The sequence below is a fragment of the Gemmatimonadaceae bacterium genome, assembly GCA_016720905.1.
GTDB lineage: Bacteria > Gemmatimonadota > Gemmatimonadetes > Gemmatimonadales > Gemmatimonadaceae > Gemmatimonas.
This window is the reverse complement of sequence record JADKJT010000014.1, coordinates 61,257-78,473: the sequence shown is the minus strand read 5'-3', so window position 1 is coordinate 78,473 and position 17,217 is coordinate 61,257. Positions and strand designations below refer to the sequence as shown.

Annotated in this window: 18 protein-coding genes and 1 other RNA gene; 14 read left to right on the top strand and 5 right to left on the bottom strand. The window is 64.6% G+C overall.

Annotated features, from left to right (window positions below):
• The first annotated feature begins 59 nt into the window (after nt 1-59).
• Complete coding sequence (locus tag IPP90_12825; protein ID MBL0171591.1) at nt 60-1,835, top strand: HAMP domain-containing protein; 1,776 nt, start codon at nt 60-62, stop codon at nt 1,833-1,835.
• Here the strand turns inward: IPP90_12825 and IPP90_12820 are convergent.
• Entirely contained in the window at nt 1,798-2,640 is an 843-nt protein-coding gene (locus IPP90_12820; GenBank protein ID MBL0171590.1) for a helix-turn-helix transcriptional regulator, read from the bottom strand. The two genes, IPP90_12825 and IPP90_12820, sit on opposite strands and share 38 nt — an antisense overlap.
• 295 nt (nt 2,641-2,935) lie before the next feature.
• Here IPP90_12820 and rnpB point away from each other — a divergent pair.
• An RNA gene (gene rnpB, locus IPP90_12815) (RNase P RNA component class A) lies at nt 2,936-3,368 on the top strand.
• Nucleotides 3,369-3,390: 22 nt separating this feature from the next.
• Nucleotides 3,391-4,311 (top strand): hypothetical protein, encoded by a 921-nt coding sequence (locus tag IPP90_12810; GenBank protein ID MBL0171589.1) that lies wholly within the window; start codon nt 3,391-3,393, stop codon nt 4,309-4,311.
• 12 nt (nt 4,312-4,323) lie between these two features.
• On the opposite strand, the gene dnaN is transcribed toward IPP90_12810, so the two are convergent.
• The gene (dnaN, locus tag IPP90_12805; protein MBL0171588.1) at nt 4,324-5,436 is read right to left on the bottom strand and encodes a DNA polymerase III subunit beta; all 1,113 of its coding nucleotides are present in this window, start codon (nt 5,434-5,436) and stop codon (nt 4,324-4,326) included.
• A gap of 230 nt (nt 5,437-5,666) precedes the next feature.
• The gene (dnaA, locus tag IPP90_12800) at nt 5,667-7,085 is read right to left on the bottom strand and encodes a chromosomal replication initiator protein DnaA (GenBank protein ID MBL0171587.1); all 1,419 of its coding nucleotides are present in this window, start codon (nt 7,083-7,085) and stop codon (nt 5,667-5,669) included.
• A gap of 220 nt (nt 7,086-7,305) precedes the next feature.
• On the opposite strand from dnaA, the gene rpmH reads away from it, so the two are divergent.
• The 5 genes from rpmH to mnmE are packed head-to-tail and all read left to right on the top strand — an operon-like array spanning nt 7,306 to nt 11,213.
• Entirely contained in the window at nt 7,306-7,470 is a 165-nt protein-coding gene (rpmH, locus tag IPP90_12795; GenBank protein MBL0171586.1) for a 50S ribosomal protein L34, read from the top strand.
• Nucleotides 7,391-7,867 carry a ribonuclease P protein component gene (gene rnpA, locus IPP90_12790; protein ID MBL0171585.1) on the top strand — a complete coding sequence of 159 codons (477 nt, stop codon included), beginning with the start codon at nt 7,391-7,393 and terminating at the stop codon, nt 7,865-7,867. The genes rpmH and rnpA overlap by 80 nt, the downstream gene beginning before the upstream one ends.
• A gap of 5 nt (nt 7,868-7,872) precedes the next feature.
• A complete protein-coding gene (yidD, locus tag IPP90_12785; protein MBL0171584.1) occupies nt 7,873-8,109 on the top strand; it encodes a membrane protein insertion efficiency factor YidD in 237 nt (78 codons plus the stop codon).
• Nucleotides 8,110-8,128: 19 nt separating this feature from the next.
• A complete protein-coding gene (gene yidC, locus IPP90_12780; protein ID MBL0171583.1) occupies nt 8,129-9,823 on the top strand; it encodes a membrane protein insertase YidC in 1,695 nt (564 codons plus the stop codon).
• 7 nt (nt 9,824-9,830) lie between these two features.
• Nucleotides 9,831-11,213 carry a tRNA uridine-5-carboxymethylaminomethyl(34) synthesis GTPase MnmE gene (gene mnmE, locus IPP90_12775; GenBank protein MBL0171582.1) on the top strand — a complete coding sequence of 461 codons (1,383 nt, stop codon included), beginning with the start codon at nt 9,831-9,833 and terminating at the stop codon, nt 11,211-11,213.
• Between the two features lie 70 nt (nt 11,214-11,283).
• Here mnmE and IPP90_12770 read toward each other — a convergent pair whose 3' ends face one another.
• Nucleotides 11,284-12,243, bottom strand: a complete 960-nt coding sequence (locus IPP90_12770) for a hypothetical protein (GenBank protein ID MBL0171581.1) — start codon at nt 12,241-12,243, stop codon at nt 11,284-11,286.
• Between the two features lie 209 nt (nt 12,244-12,452).
• On the opposite strand from IPP90_12770, the gene IPP90_12765 reads away from it, so the two are divergent.
• Nucleotides 12,453-13,106 carry a DUF2225 domain-containing protein gene (locus IPP90_12765; GenBank protein MBL0171580.1) on the top strand — a complete coding sequence of 218 codons (654 nt, stop codon included), beginning with the start codon at nt 12,453-12,455 and terminating at the stop codon, nt 13,104-13,106.
• A gap of 24 nt (nt 13,107-13,130) precedes the next feature.
• On the opposite strand, the gene upp is transcribed toward IPP90_12765, so the two are convergent.
• Nucleotides 13,131-13,784: a uracil phosphoribosyltransferase gene (gene upp / locus IPP90_12760; GenBank protein ID MBL0171579.1), complete on the bottom strand. Its 654-nt coding sequence runs from the start codon at nt 13,782-13,784 to the stop codon at nt 13,131-13,133.
• Nucleotides 13,785-13,857: 73 nt separating this feature from the next.
• Here upp and IPP90_12755 point away from each other — a divergent pair, with 73 nt between their 5' ends.
• Genes IPP90_12755 through IPP90_12735 form a run of 5 tightly spaced genes read left to right on the top strand, consistent with a single transcriptional unit; the run spans nt 13,858 to nt 17,150 of the window.
• Entirely contained in the window at nt 13,858-14,034 is a 177-nt protein-coding gene (locus IPP90_12755; GenBank protein ID MBL0171578.1) for a hypothetical protein, read from the top strand.
• A 34-nt stretch (nt 14,035-14,068) separates the two neighbouring features.
• Complete coding sequence (locus IPP90_12750) at nt 14,069-14,662, top strand: TIGR00730 family Rossman fold protein (GenBank protein MBL0171577.1); 594 nt, start codon at nt 14,069-14,071, stop codon at nt 14,660-14,662.
• Nucleotides 14,663-14,670: 8 nt separating this feature from the next.
• Nucleotides 14,671-14,994 (top strand): winged helix-turn-helix transcriptional regulator, encoded by a 324-nt coding sequence (locus IPP90_12745; protein MBL0171576.1) that lies wholly within the window; start codon nt 14,671-14,673, stop codon nt 14,992-14,994.
• A 27-nt stretch (nt 14,995-15,021) separates the two neighbouring features.
• Nucleotides 15,022-16,419 carry an MBL fold metallo-hydrolase gene (locus IPP90_12740; protein ID MBL0171575.1) on the top strand — a complete coding sequence of 466 codons (1,398 nt, stop codon included), beginning with the start codon at nt 15,022-15,024 and terminating at the stop codon, nt 16,417-16,419.
• A gap of 56 nt (nt 16,420-16,475) precedes the next feature.
• The gene (locus IPP90_12735) at nt 16,476-17,150 is read left to right on the top strand and encodes a YdcF family protein (protein ID MBL0171574.1); all 675 of its coding nucleotides are present in this window, start codon (nt 16,476-16,478) and stop codon (nt 17,148-17,150) included.
• The last annotated feature ends 67 nt before the right edge of the window (nt 17,151-17,217 follow it).

Below are 17,217 nucleotides of genomic sequence, written 5' to 3'. Positions count from 1 at the left end.
GCGAGCGCACCCGCAGGGCATTCCGATACGCCGTAAGGGGATCAGGCGTCCAGTTAGAGATGCCGACACCCGCCGCCCTCGCCCCAAGCGTTCTGGCCCTCTTCGAGGAAGAACGCGCCAAAGACCTCGCCACGTTTCGCGTAGCGGGTCGGCGACGCTTCTGGAGCACGATCTTCATCGCCGGCGTGCTGATCGCGGGGCTTCGGTTGGGGCTCGCGCAGGTGCCGATTTCAATCGTGGTTGCCACCTTCTGCGCCGCGATTGGTCTCAACTGGGTCTTGTCGACGATCGGCGTCCAGGCGCGATGGTATCGCTGGTGGTTGCGCTACGTCTTCGCTGTCTTCGATACGCTGCTCATCAGCAGTGTGGTGTATCTGTTCGGGTCGCCGGTGCTGGTGCTCACGTACATTCTCGCCATCGTGCCGTATTCATTCGACCGTGGTCCCTCGTTGGGCTACGTCACGACCGGCGCATCGGTGGTCGGGTTTCTGGCCGCCAGCTATGGCTACGCGATGTTGCGGCCCGCCGACGCCGCTCCGTGGGCCCAGGTGTTGTTGGCGGCGGTGCTGTTGCTGGTGGTGGCGCAACAGGTGATCCAGATGCCCTCGCGACTCATTCGGCGAATCCGTCGCACGCGCGAATGCATGGCACAGGTGGAGCGCGGCGAGTTACACGTGCGTGCGGACGCGCGCCATGCCGACGAACTCGGCTTTCTCGAGCACAGCTTCAATCGCATGCTCGATGAACTGACGCTGCTCATCGAAACGGTGCAGCGTGAAGCGGAAGAGTTGGCCGCGGTGGCCATTCAGGTGCATGGGGCGGCCAGCGTGCTGCAGCGTCGCGCCGGCGATGTCGCGAGCGGCGCCCAACAGCTCAGTGAGGGGTTGTTGCAGCAGCGCGAATTGGCGGCCACCGGTTTGCGGGCCGGCCAGCAGGCGTTGGCCACCGCCGAGTCGACGCGCGGGACCGCCGAGCGAACCGCCAACGATGCCAACCACGTGGATGCGATCGCCTCAAGGAGTCGCGAGGCCATTGAGCGCGCCGCGCAAACGCTGGTGCGCGTCAGTGTTGATGTTGGTGCGTCGGCCGAGCGCGTGCAGCGTCTGGCGCCCGCATCGGAGCGCGTGGGTGAGTTCGTGGCGACCGTCTCGCGCATCGCCCGACAGACGAACCTGTTGGCCTTGAATGCGGCCATCGAAGCGTCGCGCGCCGGCGACCAGGGGCTTGGTTTCGCCGTGGTGGCGGATGAGATCCGGAAACTGGCGGGTGAGAGCGCGCAGGCCGCGAAGGTCATTGCCAGCACGGTCCAACGCGTGCGTGACGATATCGGGGAAGCCGTTCAATCGATGGACAACACGGCCCGCGAAGTCACGGATGCCGGCACCATTGCCCGCGAGGCCACCAGTGCGCTGTCCACGATGGTGGAGGGCATCGCGCGCATCGCCGAGCAGAGCGATGCGGTGGCGGCACTGGCGCAGACCCAGAACTCGCTGGCCGCTGGCGCCGTCACGGCCTTCGATTCCCTGGACGGATCGGCGCAGCGCGCCTCGGGCAGCGCGCGCAGTGCCGCCGATGCGTCGGTGGCCCAGCGCACCAGCATCGAGGAGTTGTCGCGGAGTGCCGGCCAACTCTCGCAGGCGGCCGCACGCATGCGGGCGGTTGCACTCCGTCATACGTCGGAGTTCGCGGTGGTCGGAGCGCCCGCCGGGCCGGGCACTCATGCCCCGCGCACCGACGAAACGCCTGGCGACACCTACGCGCCCGCTGCGCGCGCGACACCGTCGGGTGCTCCGGTGGTCAGTGGGCCTCGCGCAACACGCTCCATTGCGGCGTGATGCCGTACGGCTCGAATCGCAACAAGATCTCGCGGTACGGCCGCACCAGCTGATCACACATCGCGTCCAGCATGCGGGCGCCATCGAACTGGCGGCGGAACTGCATCGGCGTGCACCCCATGAGCAACGACACGTGCCGAGAGAAACTCTGCGCGGACGAGTACTCCAGGTGATTGGCGACGTGCGTGATGCTCAGGCCGGGATTTTCGAAGAGGCGCGCGGCGCGCACCAGGCGCGCCATGGCCAGATAGCGTTTCGGCGCGGGGAGCTTCTCGCGGAAGAATCGACTCATGAGCGTGCTGGGGACCACCCCGTTCGCGCGGGCGATCTGCTGCACGGTTGAGATGTGCGAGGGCGAGAGAAAGAGGGCTTCGAAGAAGCGCAGACAATCAGCAGGCGCGCCCATCAACTCTTCGCGGATGCGTGCCAGGGCGCGCTGTTCGATCAGGTCGCCCTGCTCGCTGGCTACAAACTCCCGCAGCTCGCGCCACCCCTTGGGGTCACGCGCGTCCACAAGGGAGCGCACCCCATGCTGGCCGAGCGCCAGCACGGACTGGGTGGTGCGCGGCTCGGTGGTCGTGAGCAGTGCGACGGCTGGCACCCTCGGGAATTCGCGAACCAGACGCGCGACCTGCGTCGCGTGCTGGGTTTGGTAGCGCGCCACGGAGACCAGGACCGCCGACACCGCGCGCGTGCGCAGATCCACCATGAGATCTTCAAGGGACTCGCGATGCAGGGCGACGTAGCATCCATGCCCGGCCGCGTCGACGCGCGATCGCTCGTTGGGCGTCAAGAATGTGGCCACTGCGCCGCCGCGAGTAGGCTCATGGCGTGCGTCAGGCGTACGGGATGTGCGGGCTGGAACGCGATAGCGAACCATCTCGGGTGTCATGGGGAGTCCTCGCGTGTCTCCGTGATGAACCTCGCTGGTGATGCGTCGCGAGGTCGGCATGTGGCGAGGATAGGATCCCCCGTCACCGCGATGTCATCACCACGCGGGGAATTCGCGGAGCCGGCGTTCGCGGAGCCGGTGTTCGCGGGGCGGATTGGGCCCGACAGGATCCTCTGCCGGTTGATGTCGGTATATTGCAGCACGGGAAGTCGTCGACCGGACGGTCGCGATGCGTCGGGTTTCGACTTGATGCACCGAGGAAAGTCCGGGCTCCACAGGGCAGGTTGCCAGGTAACGCCTGGGCGCATGCGGCGTGAGCTTCATGCGACGGACAGTGCAACAGAAAGCAAACCGCCACGGTGTGGTTGGTGACAACCATGTCGGGGTAAGGGTGAAATGGTGGGGTAAGAGCCCACCGCGTCATCGGTAACGGTGACGGCGCGGTAAACCCCAGCCGGAGCAAGGCCAAATAAGCGGCGAGAGACGGTCCGTCTCGACCACGGTGTCTCACGACATCGAGCCGCGGGTAGGCTGCTGGAGCGTTCGGGTGACTGAACGCCGAGAGGAATGACCGTCCGGTTCACAAACGCGTTCGCGTGTGAGTGGACCGACAGAACCCGGCTTACAGGTCGTCGACTTCCCCCCACTTTTTTCGCATCGCCAGTGCTGCTTTCTTCCGCGCTCCGACACCGACGGCTGGCCGCATGGCTCGGTGCGGTGCTGCTGGTGGGTGCCGGTGGGTGCGCGCCCGCGGCGACACCTCGGCCCGCGCCAACGACGGCGCCGGCACCGCTGCCTGTGCCCAGACCGGCACCAGTCCCGGAGCCAACAGCGGCGGTTCGCTACGCCATGCCGGCCCTGGTCACCGACACGCGGTATCGCGTCCGGAGCACCACCGAGTTGGAACGCGACAGCGCGGGTCGTCGCGACACACAGAATGTGTCCAGCGATGCGCAGATCGTCGTGCGACTGCGACGCCGCCCAAGCGGCACCCTGAGTGCCACCGGCCGGGTGTATGACTACGCGGTCACGTCGGCGCTGTCCTCAACACCCATTGCCATCGACAGCCTGCGTTTCGACGCCGTCCTCGACTCCTTGGCGTTGCGGGTGGCGATGCAACCGCCGCTGGTCAACGAGTGCGATCGGCCGGAGAGCGGGGCCCTCGCTCTGGTGCGCGATCTGCTGCTGCGCGTTCCGTCAAGTCTGGCCGTGGGTGACACGTGGCGCGACAGCACGGTGCAGCTGGTGTGTCGCGCCAGCCTCCCGATGATCGTACGGACGGTCGCCGACTACGTGGTGACCGACTCGGTGAGAGATAGCGGCGGCGTGCACTTGGTGATTCGTCGAACCAGTACCACACGCATCGAGGGCAAGACCTCGTCGCCTTGGCGTGCCGTGGAAGTCACCGGAACCGGTACCGGAACGCTGGACGCGCACGTGTCTGTTGTCAGCGGTGCCGTGACACGACTGGAAAGCGCCAGCTCCTTGACGCTCATGGTCACCGATCGCACATCCTCCACGTCGGTGCGCGCCCAGCGTGTGCTGCAGCGCGTGCACTTGACCGGCACCGTGATCGGAAGCTGAGCGCGTCGCGCCTCAGTCCATGAGGCGCAGCGGCATCACCAGGCACAGATATTTTGCCGGATCATCCCACCCTTCCGGCTCGATCGTGGCGGCGCGCTCTGGTGCCTTGAACGTGAGGCGCACCTGCTCGGTGGGCATGTAGCGCAATATCTCCAGCAGATACGTGGCGTTGAACCCGATATCGAGCTGGTCGCCCGTGTACTGCACCGGCAATTCGTCCTGCGCCTCACCGAGATCGGGTGTGGTGACGCTGAACTTCAACATGCCGGTGTTGAATGACATCTTGATGCGATGCGTCTGGTCGGACGCGATGACGCTCATGCGCTTCAGGGCGCTGGTCAATGCGCCTTTGTCGGCCAGGCAATAGCGATCGTTGTCCTTCGGAATCACCTGCTCGTAGTTGGGATATGGCCCTTCGACGAGACGCGTGAAGACCGAGGTGAACGGCGAGCGAAAGCCCAGGTGATTGTCACCACGCGCGATCTCGAGTTCTTCCTCGGCGGGAAACAACCGTCGAATCTGATCGAGCGCCTTGGGTGGGATGATCAGGTCACCGGCCGGCGCCGTGCTGCCTTCGACCGGGACTTCCATCTTGGCCAGACGATGTCCGTTGGTCGCCACCATGCGCATGCGATCGTCTCGCAATTCCCAGAGCACGCCGTTGAGAATCGGGCGTGACTCCTCGTTGCTGACCGCGAATGCCGTGTGCGAAATCAGCTTCTGCAATTCACCCGACTTCACGCGCCATGATTCGTTGAAGCGCACGCTGGGGAACGTGGGAAACTCGTCACGCGGCAGACCGAGCAATTTGAATTTCGAACGACCGCATTCAAGCGTCACACGCTGCTCACCGCTCGCCGAGATTTTCACCGGGGACGGGGGGAGCTCACGAGCGATCTCGCCCAGTTTCTTGGCTGGGATGGTGATCGCGCCAGGCGCCTCGACGTCGGCACTGATTTCCGTGCTGACGGCGATATCGAGATCGGTGGCGGACAAGCGAATGCCACGCTCGGTTGTTTCGACAAGCAGATTCGCCAGTACCGGCAGTGTGGTCTTGGCCGGTACAGCGGCGGTAACCGCCTGAAGACCTTCTTGGAGTTTCTCGCGCGAGATGGTGAAGCGCATGCCCGGATTGTGGAAGGACTGCTGAAGACTGCTGTTGTTGTTCTTTTAAAGAAGAAACCAGTAGCAGTAGCAGGGAATGTGGGCGTGTCGACAGACGCCGCAAACTACGTGACTCGAACGACTTTCGCCACGCCTGATCATGTGCATTCGATGTCGAGAGGTATCGAATGTCCGCACTCGTCCACGTGGACAAGGCCGCCGGTGTGGATCTCTGTGGATCGGCTGGGGACTCAGGTCCCCAAATGGCCGGTTGTCCTCAGGGTTTCCAACATGGTTCGCACCTTGAGGACGCGATCGGCAAAACCGGGCTCGCCCGCCATATCTTCGGCGACCCGGTCGAGGGAGTGGATGACCGTGGAGTGATCGCGCCCCCCGAAGGCGTTGCCGATCTCCACCAGCTGCAGTGCCAGAAGCTCCCGGCACAGGTACATCGCCACCTGGCGTGGGGTGGTGAGCTGTTTCGTACGGGTCTTCGACCGCAAGCCGTCCGGCGTGACGCCCCATTCACGGGCCACGACCTGCTGAATGGTGGCGACCGTGATGGTGGTGGGGGGCACATCGGGGAAATCGGAAGACGAGGACGCGCGGAGCTTGTCGCGTAACGCCTCGCGCGCGAGGTCGACCGAGATGTCCCGATGCTTGAGCGACGCATACGCGAGCAGCTTGATGATGGAGCCTTCGAGCTCGCGGACGGACGACTTCACGTGCTGCGCAATGAACTCGATGACTTCATCGGGGATGGTCAGTTCGAGGTGATCGAGACTGGCCTTCTTCCGCAGGATCGCGATCCGATGTTCGAGGTCGGGCGAATCGATGTTGGCGACCATGCCCCACTCGAACCGCGACACCAGTCGCGCCTCGAGTCCGGGGATTTCCTTGGGCGGTCGATCGGAGGTGAGTACCACCTGTCGACCCGCCTCATAGATCGCGTTGAACGTGTGGAAGAACTCTTCCTGCGTGCCCTCCTTGCCCTTCAGGAACTGAACATCGTCCACGAGCAGGAGGTCGATTTCGCGGAAACGGCGGCGGAAATCACCCATCTGGCCAGCCTGGATGGCACCCACGAACTCATTGGTGAACTGCTCGGTGCCTACGTAGGCGAGGCGCAGGGTGGGGGTACGCCGCAGCAATTCGTGGGCGATGCCCTGCATCAGATGCGTCTTGCCCAGCCCCGTATCGCCGTAGATGAACAGCGGATTGTAGACTTTCCCAGGGGCCTGCGCGGCGGCCTGCGCGGCTGCGGCGGCCACGTCGTTGGACTTACCGATGACAAACTGGTCAAAGGTATAACGAGGGTTCAGTGGCGTAGAAATGCGCGACTGCTGGTGCCTTGCTGGCGCTGAAACAGGGGCCGCAGGTGCCTGGACGAACATGTCCATTTGCACCCGGCCGACGCGTTCTTCGTGGACCTTGAAGCGAACCTTGAGGGGGTGGCCGAGGGCGACCGGAGCGAATCCGGTGAGCAGATCGGCGTGCTTGGATTCGTTCCAGTCGGCGGAGAACTGGTCGGGTGCGCCCACCATGAGCGTATCGCCTTCAACGGCCAGGGCCTCGGTGGGCTCCAGCCAGGTACGATACGTCTGCTCCGGTAGCACCTGGCGAGCGCGCTGGCGCAGGCGGTCCCAGAGTTCGGCTGGCGAAAGCGACATCAGCGGGGGCGAAGGGCAGAAGGACGGCGGGGGGCGAAGCTATCCCTTCGCATGTGGACAAGTCAATTGCGTGACCTGCACTCGACATACGTGAGTGCAGACAAGTCCGGTCACGGTCGGGATTCCTTTGCCGTGTCCTTGACCGAAAGCCATGCCGTTGCGTATGTTACGAGGCTCCACCTCACAACGCACACCGCGCCTCGCACACCAGAGAATTACCATGGGCAAGCCCACATATCGTCCCCGCAATACCCGTCGTATCCGCAAGCACGGGTTTCGTGCCCGCATGGAGACGAAGTGGGGACGTGAAGTTCTCAGCCGCCGTCGCCGGAAGGGGCGCAAGCAGATTTCCGTGCGGTTGCCGTCGAAGTACGCTGGCGCCTGATTCGCCCAGCGGCTCAAGGGCCTTTCCGCGCGCGCAACGACTGACGCGCGGAAGCGAGCTCGCCGTCGTACGACAGCAAGGGAAGCGCGTGCGCACCGCCACGATGGACGTGCGCGCGATCGCTTCCCTTCGTGCGTCCGCGCGGGTGGGCGTCGTCGTTCCGCGCTATAAGCACACGGCGGTTTCGCGCAATCGGCTGAAGCGCCGGCTGCGCGAGTTGGTTCGACTGGAGTGGTTGCCGCTGCTGCCCGTGATGGACGTGGTCGTCAAGGTCATTCCGCCGGCCTACGAACGTGATTTCGACGCGCTGCGCGCCGAAATGCGACAAGCGGCGGAACGTCTGATGCGACTGACGTTGCCGCCACGGGCTGACACGTCGGCGCCGGTGACACCGTAAAGAGCATGTCTGCGTTGACTGTTGGACGCGTGCCTCGGGTTGTCTTGATTCTCGCGGTGCGCGGTTACCAGTTGGTGCTGTCTCCCATCTTCGGCGGCGCGTGCCGCTATTATCCGACGTGCTCTGCGTACGCCATCGAGGCGCTCGAACGCCACGGGGCACTCCGCGGAGGCTGGTTGGCGCTGCGACGCATTGCGCGCTGCCATCCGTTCCGGCCCGGCGGATTCGACCCGGTCCCTTGAGGCTGACCTCGACCTGATCATGGAACCTCGCCGCATTGCACTCGCTGTAGTCCTGATGGCGATGGTACTCGTCGTCAGCCAGTTTCTCTTTCCGACGGCCAAACCGGTGCCGGGCAGCGCACCGGTCGCCACCGATTCACTGACGCAAGTCGACAGTGCCTCCGCAGCGCGGATCTCAACGGCGGTCGGGAACGCGGCCATCGCGACGACCACCATCGCCCCACCCTCGACCGCGACGGCGTCTGTCCCGGATACGCTGGTCGCGTTGCCGGTCGATACGACCGCGACGACGACAACGCGTGCCGTGTATCGCACGACAAACCGCGGCGCGGCACTGATTGGCGCGCAGATGACGCAGTTTCCCACGCTCACGAATCGTGGCCGCACGAAAGGCGATCCGGCCGAGCTGGCGAACGCCGGTGATCCGTTGCTTTCCTTCCGTCTGGTGGTGCCGGGGGATACGGTGCGACTCGATCGCCAGACGTTTCGCACCACCCGCACGGACGCCAACGGCCAGACCGTGGTGCGCTACGATGCGACGGTGGCCGCGCGCGCGGTGGCGATCACCTACACGTTCCTGCCGGACAGCTATCGGGTAAACGTAGCGGCGGAGATTGCCGATGCGCCGACCAGCGCGTTCCTCCTGGTCGATCTGCCGCCATCGTTTCATTCGTCGGAGTCGGACACCACCGAAGATCACACGCACCTGTCGTACGCCTACAAGCCCGACAAGCGAAACGCCAAAGGCATCGCCTTTCGCTCGGTCGATCCGGGTGAACGGCAGATCGCCTCCGGTCCGCTCACCTGGGCGGTCGCCAAGAGCAAATATTTTCTGGTTGGTCTGCTGATGCCTGCGGGCCAGACGTTTGCCGAACTGGATGTCACGGGTGGTGTCCGTACCGCGAAGCAGGCAACACGCGCCCAAGCGACCGCCGTGTTGCCCCTCACCAACGGCACCACGGCCTTTGAGGTGTACGCGGGGCCGCAGGAGTTCAAGCGCCTGGTGGCGATGGGCCGCGAGTTCGAAACGTCGAATCCGTACGGCGGCTGGCTGCAGGGCGTGGTGCAACCGTTTGCAACGATCGTCATTCGCCTGCTGCTCTGGATGAAGGCGACGCTGGGACTCGGCTACGGGTGGATTCTGGTGTTGTTCGGTGTGGCCGTCCGCCTCATTCTCTGGCCGCTCAACCAGAAGGCCATGCGGAGTTCAATGGCCATGCAGCGACTGCAGCCCGAGTTGCAGGCCATCCAGGCCAAGCACAAGGGTGATCCGCAGAAGCTACAGGTCGAAATGATGCGGGTGTACAAGGAGCACGGGATGAGTCCCTTCAGCTCGCTCTCCGGCTGTCTGCCGATGCTGATTCCGCTGCCGGTGTTCTTCGCGCTCTTCTTCGTGTTTCAGAACACCATCGAATTCCGCGGCGTGTCGTTCCTGTGGTTGCCCGACATTTCGGTGAAGGATCCGTACTTCGTACTCCCGGTACTGGTGGCGGCCACCGCAATGATCCTGTCGTTCATCGGCATGAAGGGTGTCAAGGCCAATGAACAACAGAAGATGATGATGTACATGATGCCGGCGATGATGCTGTTCATCTTCTTCAGCATGGCGTCGGGCCTCAACCTGTATTATCTGGTGCAGAATCTGGCATCGTTGCCGCAACAGTGGCTGATCGCGCAGGAACGCGGACGCGCGGTGCCGGTCGTGAAGGGGTGATACCGGCGTGACGCGAAGCGCCGCGCTGCTGGCCGGCGGCGCCGACACCATCGTGGCGCGCGCTACCGCGGACGGACGCGCCGCGCTGGCCATCATTCGCCTGACCGGGGCGCAGGCGATTTTCATCGCCGGCGCCCTTGGCGCATCCCGCCTGATGCCGCGAGTTGCGACCCGCGTCACGTTGCGGCATCCCGTTACCCATGCGCGACTCGATGACGCGTTGGTGACGGCGTTCGCGGCGCCGTCCTCGTTCACCGGTGAAGACGTGGTCGAGTTCTCGACGCACGGTGGTCGCGTGGTGTCCACGATGGTTCTGGCGGCCTGTGTGGCCGCCGGCGCACGCCTCGCGCTGCCGGGGGAGTTTACGCGCCGCGCGGTGGTCAATGGCAAACTGGATGTGCTGCAGGCCGAAGCCGTTGCCGATCTGATCGACGCGCGCACGGTGGCGATGCAGCAGCAGGCGCTGGCGCAATTGGACGGCGGACTGTCGCGGCGCTTACTCGCGCTGCGCGACGATGTCATTCAGCTGGAAGCACTCCTGGCCTATGACATCGATTTCCCCGAAGAAGACGATGGGCCCATTGCTCCAGCCCGCATTGCGGCGGCGTCGACGGCCCTGCTGCAGGCACTGGAGGCGCTGTTGGCCACGGGGCCCCGCGCGACGCTGTTGCGCGACGGCGCGCTGGTGGTGATTGCCGGGCCACCGAATGCCGGCAAGTCGTCGTTGTTCAACGCCCTCCTGGGCGACGCGCGGGCGCTGGTGACCCCCATTGCCGGCACGACCCGCGATGCCATCGACGGGCTGCTCGATCGTGTACCTGTACCGCTGCGTTTCGTGGATACGGCCGGGCTGCGCGCGACCAATGACACGCTTGAACGACTGGGCATCGAAGTGAGCGAGCGCTATCTCGCCAGCGCGCAGGTGGTGCTCGCTTGCGGCGCGTCAGCACACGAGATCGAACTGGCCATCGAGGCGGTGCGCCCACTCACCACCGTCCCGGTCCTGCCGGTGCACACCAAATCCGACCTGACCGGTGCGAGCGACGACCACATTGCACGCCACCCGGCGTGGCACTACGCAAGCGCAGAAACGGGCGAAGGGCTGGTCGCGCTGTTGGAGCGGATTGATGCCGCCGTGGCGCTTGCTGCCGAGAACGGGGCGGCCGACGACGAGGTGGTGGTGACGCGCGAACGGCACCAGCGCGGACTCCGGGAAGCCTGCGAGGAGGTGGCGCTGTTCATCGAAGGCTGGAGTACCGGCGCGCTCCCTACCCCAATCGCCGCCGTGCATCTACAGACGGCACGCGACGCGCTGTCGGCACTGGTGGGCGCGATTGGCACCGAGGATGTACTGGACAGAGTATTCGCTGAGTTCTGTATTGGGAAATAGTACTAAGTACTAAGTACCAAGTACCAAGTACTCAGTACTCGGTACTCGGTACTCGGTACTCAGTACCGAGTCAACTCACTACCGTCATGCGCGGCAAGTCCATTGCCAGTGGCTGCGCCGCAATGGCCAGTTCGTGGGCGCTGGCGCGCACTGACCACGCCAGACCGCGGGCATTGACCGCCGGTTCGACCATGCGGGCGCCGAGGAAATACCCGGCACGTTCGGGTAGCACGACCCGTTCGACGGTGCGCGCTTCGTCGCTGACACCACCCATGAGAAAGCGCAGGCGAAAGCCCAGCGCGTTGTGTTCGAAGTTGCTGCTGGCGGCGCGAAGGAGCACCGGCTCCAGTTCGCGAATGCGGGAATACTGACGCCGCGCAAATCCGAAATACTCCCACGCCGCATGGCCTGGCGACACGGCCCGTGACACCTGGACGGCAAGCCCTTCATTGACCAGCAGCTCGCGCAGCGTCGCGTGACGACCCGTTTCCCAATACGAGTAGTAGCCGCCAGCTTCGGCAATGAGATGGCGCATTTCGCTGCGCGACGACGGCGAGGTATAGCGCACGACGTGGGTGATCTCGTGGGCCAGCCATAGCGGAATCAGCTCGGGGTCCAGCCCCAGTCCCTGCGTATCGGGATTGGTCACGCCGGTGAAATGCTCGAGGCACACGAACGCGATTCCGCGACCATCCACCACCAGTTCGCCGGCGTTGGCGGCGCCCACACCCACCATCAACACGACGTCGAAAGCGACATCGGGCTCAAGGAGCTGTTGCACCCGCCGCTCGGCCTGCTGCGCCAAGGCAACGACATCGGTGTGCGCCAACAGGGCGTGCAGGTCCTCGCGGGGTGCCGAAACGGTGGCGCGCACCACCTCTTCGAAATGCGGCCCCGACGGCTCGAGGACGTAGTTCTCCCAATACGCCGTGAGCAGGGCGCGGTGTCGATCAAAGTATGCGTGATACGCCGCCTCGCGATCGGGGGCGTTGAGCACGGCAAGAAAATCAGGGAGGAGGTTGATCAACATCAACAACCCGGGCCACAGGAAGCCGGCGCGATCACAGGTCGATCACACTCGCCGAACGAAATACGCATCACACAACGAAACGCGCAGAAAGCGACGCGGCAAGATAGCCCGCGCCGGAAAGTGGTTCAACTCCTGCCGGGAAGCTGCCGACACTCAACGAAACGGCCCGTTCCACGGGCCGGAACCCGCTGATCCGCACGTAGCCGCCCATGACGACACTCCATCTGATCGAGTTGACCTGTCCGGTCTGCGCCAACGACTTCCGTTCGCAGACGGTCGTTGCCACCAATGGCTTTGGCGGCAAGCGCACGGATTTCCACGAGCGCGCCGCGGGTATGCAGCCGTTGCCGTTCTTTGTGCATCTGTGTTCGCACTGCGGGTTTTCGGGTGTCGAGCGCGACTTCGGGGAATCAGCCGAACCAAGCGAAGGGCTGCGGGAATTCGTGTGGACATCGTTGGCGCCTTCACTGGAACGTGAACTGCCGGCGGGATCGCTCAAATACGAGCATGCGGCCAAAGTGGCCGAATGGCAGGGCAGCGAACCGCGATACCTGGCGGATCTGTATCTGCGTGCCGCTTGGTGCGCGGTGGACGAACTGGATTCCGAAGCCGAGCGCTATTTTCGTCGAAAGGCCGCGTGGCGGTTTGCCGAGGCGTTGACGATGTTCGGCGGCGTGCCGGCCGAGGAGCGTGCCGTGCTCACCTATCTGGTGGGGGAGCTGTGGCGACGGATTGGCGATGATGCCCAGGCGGCACTGTGGTTTGGGAAAGTCGCGGATGAGGTCACCGACGCGGGATCGCAGGCATGGGTGATCGATGCCGCCGACCAGCAGCGACGCCAGCCGAGGGAGTGGTTCGCTTAGGGGCCCATGGTGGTGGGGCCGCGGCTAACGGGTCCCAAACAGCCGATCGCCGGCGTCACCGAGTCCCGGCAGGATGTAGCCGTGCTCATTGAGTTGTCGATCGAGTCCGGCAGCCAGCACAGGCACATCGGGATGTTCCCGCGCCAGTCGGGCGACGCCTTCGGGAGCGGCGACGAGACAGAGAAAGCGAATGCGTGTGGCCCCGGCGCGCTTGAGCGATGTGACCGCCGCCGCGGCGCTGCCACCAGTGGCCAGCATCGGGTCGAGCAGGAGAAAATCCCGCTCGCTCGCATCGCCCGGCACCTTGAAGTAGTAGTCGACGGGTTCAAGGGTATCGTGATCGCGATACAACCCGATATGTCCCACGCGGGCGGATGGGATGAGGCGGAGAATGCCTTCGACCATGCCGAGCCCGGCTCGCAAGATCGGAACCAATGTCAGCTTCTTGCCACGCACGGCCCAGCCGGTGGCCGACTCGAGAGGCGTGTTGACACTGATCGGCTCAAGGGCAAGATCGCGGGTGGCCTCGTAGGCCATCAGCATCGCGATTTCGTCCACCAGCTCCTTGAATTGCTTGGTGGAGGTGGCCCGGTCGCGCAGCAGCGTCAACTTGTGCCGGACCAGTGGATGGTCGACAACGGAAAGCGTTGGAAACCTGGAAGCGGATTCGGCAGACATGGGCGGGCGGTGCAGAGGGTGAGTTCGCCAGCGAAGGTAGCGTGCGGCCGGTGGCTCACGCTACCTTCGCGAGATGAAGGAATATCAGGCGGTAATCGTGCGCGTAACGCGCCACGTGCGTGAGGACGAGGACGCGCTGACCGATCTGCTCAACGAGCGGAGCCGCATGGGCTGGGCGCCGGCCATGATGACCCAGGACGCGCAGCGCGTGACGGTGGTGTTCGTGCGCGACACACCGGCCACCGAATAGGGCGTCGAGTGGCGAGGGACATTAGCTTCCGATCATGACGGCGACCTTGCAGCGCATCTGTGTCTACTGTGCCTCCCATGACGGCGCGCGGCCGGAGTATCTGGATTCGGCGCGCCGGATGGGCACCGAAATCGCACGGCGCGGCTGTGCGTTGGTATACGGTGGCGGCGGCACCGGACTGATGGGTGCGCTGGCCGACGCGGCGCTGGCGGCGGGCGGGGAAGTGATCGGGGTGATGCCACACGCGCTGGTGCAACGCGAAGCCGCCCATCAGGGACTCACGGCACTGCACGTGGTGGATTCAATGCATGAGCGCAAGGCACTGCTGGCCGAAATGGCCGATGCGTTCGTCGCCTTGCCCGGCGGGCTTGGCACGTTGGAAGAGTTCTTTGAGACATGGACCTGGGCGCAACTGGGTGTGCATACCAAACCGGTTGGCTTGCTGGATGTGGCACAGTATTGGCAGTCGCTGGTAACAATGCTGGAGCACGTGGAAGCCGAAGGGTTCCTGCGGGGCACGCCACAGGAATGGCTGGTCATGGAGACCGATGCGGGCCGGCTGCTGGACCGATTGGTGACATTCCAACCACCGCACGTGCGACGCTGGCTGCGTCTGGGAGACACTTGATGGGACGGATGAACATGACGCCCGAACTCTTTCGACTGATTGCCGAACGATTCAAGGCGTTGGCCGAACCGGCGCGTCTCCAGATTCTCAATGCGTTGCAGTCGCGCGAGATGGCGGTGAGCGAACTGGTTGAAGAGACCGGCCTGGGACAGGCGAATGTCTCCAAGCACCTGCAGGTGCTGCATGCGATGGGCTTCGTCAAGCGGCGCAAGGACGGACTGTTCGTGTACTATGCGTTATCCGACAAGAGTGTCATGAAGTTGTGCGATCTGATGTGCGGGCGCCTCGAATCCCAGCTGGAGTCGCAGAAGAAGCTGCTGGTCGGCAGCTGACGGCGCTCCGGCACCTCCGGAGCGGAAGTGCAGATTGAATTCAGTGGTGCCGCGCGCGAAGTCACGGGATCCTGTCACATCCTGCGCGTGGGCACGCGCACCATCCTCCTCGACTGCGGCCTCTTTCAGGGGCGCCGGGCGGAGAGCCGCGAGAAGAACGTGCGGTTGCCGCTGCCGGTCGACGAGATCGACGCGATCGTGCTGTCGCACGCGCACATCGATCACGCGGGCCGCCTGCCCTTTCTGGTGGGCCACGGCTACAAGGGCGACATCTTTGCCACCGCGGCCACGCGGGATCTGTGCGCGATCATGCTGGCCGACTCCGCGCACATCCAGGAAAAGGATGCCGACTTCCTCGAACGACGCGGGCGTCCGCATGCCGAGCCGTTGTACACCATTGCCGACGCGACGCGCACGCAGGACCAGATGGTGGGGATGCCCTACCACAAGTGGTTCGAGGTCACCGACGGGGTGCGCGCGCAGTTCGTGGACGCCGGACATATTCTGGGCTCGGCGTCGGTGGTGATTGAAGCGAAGGAGAACGGCGAGTTTCGGCGTCTGGTGTTCTCGGGCGACATCGGGCGCGAGGGGCTGGCCATCATTCGCGATCCCGAGCCGCCCACCGGTGGGGCTGATGTGATCTTGTGTGAATCCACCTACGGCGACCGCGATCATGAGTCGGTACTGGACGCCCGCGAACATCTGGCGCGCGTGGTGCGCGAAACGGCGGCGCGCGGCGGTCGGTTGCTGATTCCCGCGTTTGCCGTGGGTCGCACGCAGGAACTGGTGTACGACCTGCACGGTCTGCTGCGCGAAGGCAAGATCCCATCGATTCCCATTGTGATCGATTCGCCACTGGCGATTGACGCGACCGCGGTGTTCGGCATGCATCCGGAAACATTCGATCAGAGCGAATCGCTGGTGCGGCACAACACCGACCTGTTCGATTTCCCGCTGGTGCGGTACACCCGCAAGGTCGAGGAATCGAAAGCGCTCAATAGTCAGAGCGGACCGATGATCATCATCGCCGCGTCGGGGATGGTGGAATCGGGGCGCATTCTGCATCACTTGCGCTACGGCGCCAGCGATCCGCGCAACACCATTCTCATTGTCGGCTTTCAGGCCGAACACACGACCGGCCGTCGCATCGTGGAACGGCGACCCACCATTCGCGTACTGGGTGAGGACGTGGAACTCAAGGCGCAGGTGGAGATCCTGAACGGGTACAGCGCGCACGGGGATCGCACGCAATTGCAGCACTGGTTGCGTGAGGTGCGAAGCGGCGGTGTGTCGAATGGACGCGGGGCACCACGTGTGCATCTGGTGCATGGTGAGCCGCCGGCGCAGGACGCGTTCGCCACCGCGTTGCGCGCCGATGGTTTTACCGTGGATGCGCCGGAGTCCGGGCAACAGCGGCCGCTGTAACGCCTGCCCTGGCGCACCATTCGCGAGATCGAACGCCGCCGCATTACGTTTCCGGTATGTCCCGCCGTTCTCCGCGCCGATTTGGCCGGATCCTGGGTCGTCTGTTCGTGGTGGCATTGACGGGGTGGCTGGCCGTATTGGCCGCCATCCTCGCCTGGTCGACGCGCAGCAGCACCGAACATGCCGACGCCATTGTGGTGCTCGGCGCGGCACAGTACAGCGGACGTCCGTCACCTGTGTTGCGGGCGCGACTCGATCATGCGCTGGCGCTGTGGAATGCGCAGCGCGCGCCGCGCATGATCTTCACCGGTGGCCGACGCGACGGTGATGTGATCAGCGAGGCAGCGGCCGGTCGGCGCTTTGCCGTGCGCCGCGGGGTGCCGACGCGGGCCATTCTGCTGGAAGGCGCCGGCCGCACCACATTGGCGTCGATGCACGGGGCGGCAGTACTGCTGCGGTCAACCGCGGACTCGGTGCGGGCACCGATGGCGGCGCGCCCGCGGGTGCTGCTGGTGAGTGATCCGTTTCATATGTTGCGCCTGGAGGTGCTGGCGCGCCTGCACGGACTCACGCCCTTGCCGTCACCGACGCGCACCAGCCCCATTTCGGCCAATCGCTCGATCGCGCTGGAGTATGTGTTGCGCGAATCGTTTGCCCTGCCGGCCGATGTGGCGAAGCTGCTGTGGTTGTATGTCACCGGGCACAGTGAGGAGCCGGTGGCGGAGGGGTGAAACGTCGAAGACAAACGCGCCGCGCTTCAGCACGAAGCGCGGCGCGTTCACGTTCACGGCCGATGCA

Excerpts from the sequence above, each read along its gene's own strand:
- IPP90_12770 (MBL0171581.1), bottom strand. The coding sequence starts at position 12,243 with ATGTTGATCAACCTCCTCCCTGATTTTCTTGCCGTGCTCAACGCCCCC.
- IPP90_12755 (MBL0171578.1), top strand. The coding sequence starts at position 13,858 with ATGAAGGAATATCAGGCGGTAATCGTGCGCGTAACGCGCCACGTGCGT.
- dnaN (MBL0171588.1), bottom strand. The coding sequence starts at position 5,436 with ATGCGCTTCACCATCTCGCGCGAGAAACTCCAAGAAGGTCTTCAGGCG.
- IPP90_12765 (MBL0171580.1), top strand. The coding sequence starts at position 12,453 with ATGACGACACTCCATCTGATCGAGTTGACCTGTCCGGTCTGCGCCAAC.
- IPP90_12735 (MBL0171574.1), top strand. The coding sequence starts at position 16,476 with ATGTCCCGCCGTTCTCCGCGCCGATTTGGCCGGATCCTGGGTCGTCTG.
- dnaA (MBL0171587.1), bottom strand. The coding sequence starts at position 7,085 with ATGTCGCTTTCGCCAGCCGAACTCTGGGACCGCCTGCGCCAGCGCGCT.
- IPP90_12745 (MBL0171576.1), top strand. The coding sequence starts at position 14,671 with ATGAACATGACGCCCGAACTCTTTCGACTGATTGCCGAACGATTCAAG.
- IPP90_12750 (MBL0171577.1), top strand. The coding sequence starts at position 14,069 with ATGACGGCGACCTTGCAGCGCATCTGTGTCTACTGTGCCTCCCATGAC.
- upp (MBL0171579.1), bottom strand. The coding sequence starts at position 13,784 with ATGTCTGCCGAATCCGCTTCCAGGTTTCCAACGCTTTCCGTTGTCGAC.
- IPP90_12825 (MBL0171591.1), top strand. The coding sequence starts at position 60 with ATGCCGACACCCGCCGCCCTCGCCCCAAGCGTTCTGGCCCTCTTCGAG.
- yidD (MBL0171584.1), top strand. The coding sequence starts at position 7,873 with ATGTCTGCGTTGACTGTTGGACGCGTGCCTCGGGTTGTCTTGATTCTC.
- rpmH (MBL0171586.1), top strand. The coding sequence starts at position 7,306 with ATGGGCAAGCCCACATATCGTCCCCGCAATACCCGTCGTATCCGCAAG.
- yidC (MBL0171583.1), top strand. The coding sequence starts at position 8,129 with ATGGAACCTCGCCGCATTGCACTCGCTGTAGTCCTGATGGCGATGGTA.